The organism is Candidatus Symbiopectobacterium sp., from assembly GCF_020054415.1.
GTDB lineage: Bacteria > Pseudomonadota > Gammaproteobacteria > Enterobacterales > Enterobacteriaceae > Symbiopectobacterium.
Genome location: NZ_JAHWCO010000425.1, coordinates 1 through 2,926, shown reverse-complemented (window position 1 = coordinate 2,926; position 2,926 = coordinate 1). Strand labels below are relative to the sequence as shown.

Annotated in this window: 1 protein-coding gene and 3 pseudogenes; 2 read left to right on the top strand and 2 right to left on the bottom strand. The window is 52.6% G+C overall.

Annotated features, from left to right (window positions below; genetic code table 11):
- Positions 1–85, top strand: a pseudogene (locus QZ506_RS12480) (lipoprotein); the annotation flags it as partial.
- On the opposite strand, the gene QZ506_RS12475 reads toward QZ506_RS12480, so the two are convergent.
- Together QZ506_RS12475 and QZ506_RS12470 are read right to left on the bottom strand one after the other, a co-directional pair.
- The gene (locus QZ506_RS12475) at positions 53–211 is read right to left on the bottom strand and encodes a hypothetical protein (protein WP_291971439.1); all 159 of its coding nucleotides are present in this window, start codon (positions 209–211) and stop codon (positions 53–55) included. The pseudogene QZ506_RS12480 and the gene QZ506_RS12475 overlap by 33 nt on opposite strands.
- Before the next feature lie 65 nt (positions 212–276).
- Positions 277–753 (bottom strand): annotated as a pseudogene (locus tag QZ506_RS12470) (2-isopropylmalate synthase); the annotation flags it as partial.
- A 496-nt stretch (positions 754–1,249) separates the two neighbouring features.
- Here QZ506_RS12470 and QZ506_RS12460 point away from each other — a divergent pair.
- Positions 1,250–2,786 (top strand): annotated as a pseudogene (locus QZ506_RS12460) (long-chain fatty acid--CoA ligase); the annotation flags it as partial.
- Between the last annotated feature and the right edge of the window lie 140 nt (positions 2,787–2,926).

Genomic DNA, 2,926 nt, shown 5'->3' with positions numbered 1-2,926 from the left:
TCAGGTGGGTGAAGCCATGGCCATGGTCAAAGCGCTTAACCGGATCACGCTATTAGGAATGCCGAACAGTATTCGCATCACGTAACAATCGACCAGTATGGGGCGCAGTCGTTACAAGTTCTGATTTATTCAACAAAGCCTTGTGACACGCCTGTTTTGGATTAAAACGCTGATCGCTCCGGGATGCATCACCACGCTCTGGATTTAACATACTGATTTTACGTCAAGGGAATCCGCAGCCTTTATGGCTACGCAGCATAATATCTATTTATTCAACAAAGCAGCTTCAACGATACGGCACAGGTTATCGATAGGCGTACGGCCAGCATCTTCACAGGATAACTCTACGTCGTCGGTGTAGTTACGCGCCCGTTTGACGGAGTGAACCGCTTTCTCAATGACCTGCTCGAACGACAAACGCAGTTTGGATTCGATGTGCAGCGTAGAGGCGGCCAGGAATACGTGAATGAGGAAGGCTTCGGCAAAGCGCAGCGCTTCAGCGGCGACATCGATGTCTTTATCGACGCAGCGGGCCAAACCACACACCCGGCTGTTTTTAATCTGACGCGCAATGGTCTGTACCGATTCGAAATCGCCCTGCGAAGAGACCGGAAAGCCGACTTCCATCACGTCCACGCACAATCTTTCCAGCGCGTAGGCCACTTGCAGTTTCTTTTTTACACTCAGACTGGCTTGTAATGCCTGCTCACCATCACGCAATGTGGTATCGAAAATAATGACCTGCTGGCTCATTGGAAAGATTCCTTATCGTGTTTATTCGAGCGCAGAACGGGAAAAAAAAAACCCGCGCATCGGCGCGGGTTCTTCGTTCTGTGTAACGTGAAATCAGCTCTGACTTTCACCCACAGGCATACCGCGCAATGTTGATGCGTGTAGTAGTAGGCCTAGTAGGAAAGTGTGTTTGAACATGATATCTCGTCTGATCCGGTTAGCTGTAAAATTTGCCATACACCGCTTAACCGCGGGAATGGCATCGCTCGTGCTTTTATTGGTACTTGATTCTTGTGGTTATGTCAAGCATTTGTGATCATAGAACGGTGTTCGTTCCCGGTCGCGACGAAACCGTTTGCGTTGCCGTCGTCACGTGGGGCGCGCAAATGGGCAGATGTGCGTGGCGTCAACCTTCCATCATGTCAATGTGAAAGATCGTTGCGGTCTCTGGCGAGATCGGTAGACTGCGCCAAAATGATAAACAGTTGTACGCTGAAATTTCCCAGGCTCATTTTTTATGTCTACCCATTTGTCGCAATACCACTTGGTTGAACGCATCCAACACCAGATTGCTCATTGTTCCGGCCGTACCGCACTGCGTGAATGGTATGCCTCTGGCGAAATGCAGCTTACCTGGTTTCAGGCCGGTGCGCGTATTCGTCGCATTGCCAGTGCACTGCTCTCGCTGGGGATTGATGCCCAAGAGCGTGTCGCGTTGTTCTCTCATAATTCCCTCAACTGGTCGCTGGCAGATCTCGCGACGCTGTACGTGCGTGGCGTGACCGTCCCGATTTATGCCAGCAACACTGCGACACAGGCTGCGTTTATCATCAATGACGCGGATATTCGCACCATTTTTTGTCGGTTCTCAGCCTCAGTATGATGCGATATTGGCGCTACTGCCGGAGTGTCCGCAGCTTAAGCGCATCATCGTGCTCGATGACAATGTGAATCTGCATCACTGCCCGTTGGCGCTGACGCTGGCGGCGTTTGAGGCCGATGTAGATGACGCCTACTGGCAGCCTGCGCTGCAACAGCGCATTGATGAGCGTAATCTGGATGATCTCTTCACGTTGATCTACACCTCCGGCACGACCGGTGAGCCGAAAGGGGTGATGCTGGATTACGCCAACATTGCGATGGTGCTGAAGTTGCACGATGAGCGCCTGTGTGTGTCGCAGGACGATATCTCTCTGAGCTTCCTACCGCTCTCTCACGTGTTTGAGCGCACCTGGTCGTTTTACATGATGCACACCGGTGCACAAAACGTCTATTTGACCGACACCAATCTGGCACGCAATGCTATGCAGGCCGTTTCACCGACGGTGATGTGTGCGGTGCCGCGTTTCTACGAGAAAGTGTATAGCGCCATTCACGAAAAAGTCGCGCAGGCACCCTGGCATCGTCGCACGCTGTTTAACTGGGCCATCGCGCAGGGACGCAAGGCGTTTCTGGCTCGTATTTCAGGTAAATCACGTTCACCGTTGCATGCGCTACTGCATCGCGTCGCCGATCGACTGGTGCTGACCAAGCTGCGCCACCTGCTAGGCGGTAAGATTCGCTTTATGCCTGCGGCTGGCGCGCATCTGGATGAGAATATCATTCTGTTTTTCCAGTCGATGCGCGTGCGCGTTATTTACGGTTACGGCATGACGGAAACCTGCGCCACGGTATCGTGCTGGGAAGCGGATAATGTGCGGCTGGGTTTGATCGGCACGCCGCTACCGGGTATCGAAGTGCGCATTGGTGACGAAAACGAAATACAGGTGCGCGGCGCTACGCTGATGCGCGGTTATTTCCGCCGTCCGCAGGAAACTGCTGAAGCCTTCACCGCCGATGGCTGGCTGAAAACCGGTGACGCCGGGAAGCTGGATGCCGAGGGTAACCTGTATATCACCGAGCGCCTGAAAGACTTGATGAAAACCTCCGGCGGAAAATATATTGCGCCGCAGCACTTGGAAGGCACCTTGGGTCAAGACCGCTTTATCGAACAGGTGGCGGTGATTGCCGATGCGCGCAAATACGTGTTTGCGTTGATTGTGCCTTGCTTTGATGTACTAGCTTAGACCTGATCTGACAGTTACCTATTATTTATACAGGTGTCTGTCAGATTACATCTGGTTCAGATTCTTTTCTGCCCAGATCCGTTTTCCATCGAGTAAAGTGGCCATCGGCGTACGCCCGCAGCACGTTT

Bases quoted from the DNA above. Each gene is read 5' to 3' on its own strand.
- QZ506_RS12475 (WP_291971439.1), bottom strand. From the start codon at position 211: ATGTTAAATCCAGAGCGTGGTGATGCATCCCGGAGCGATCAGCGTTTT.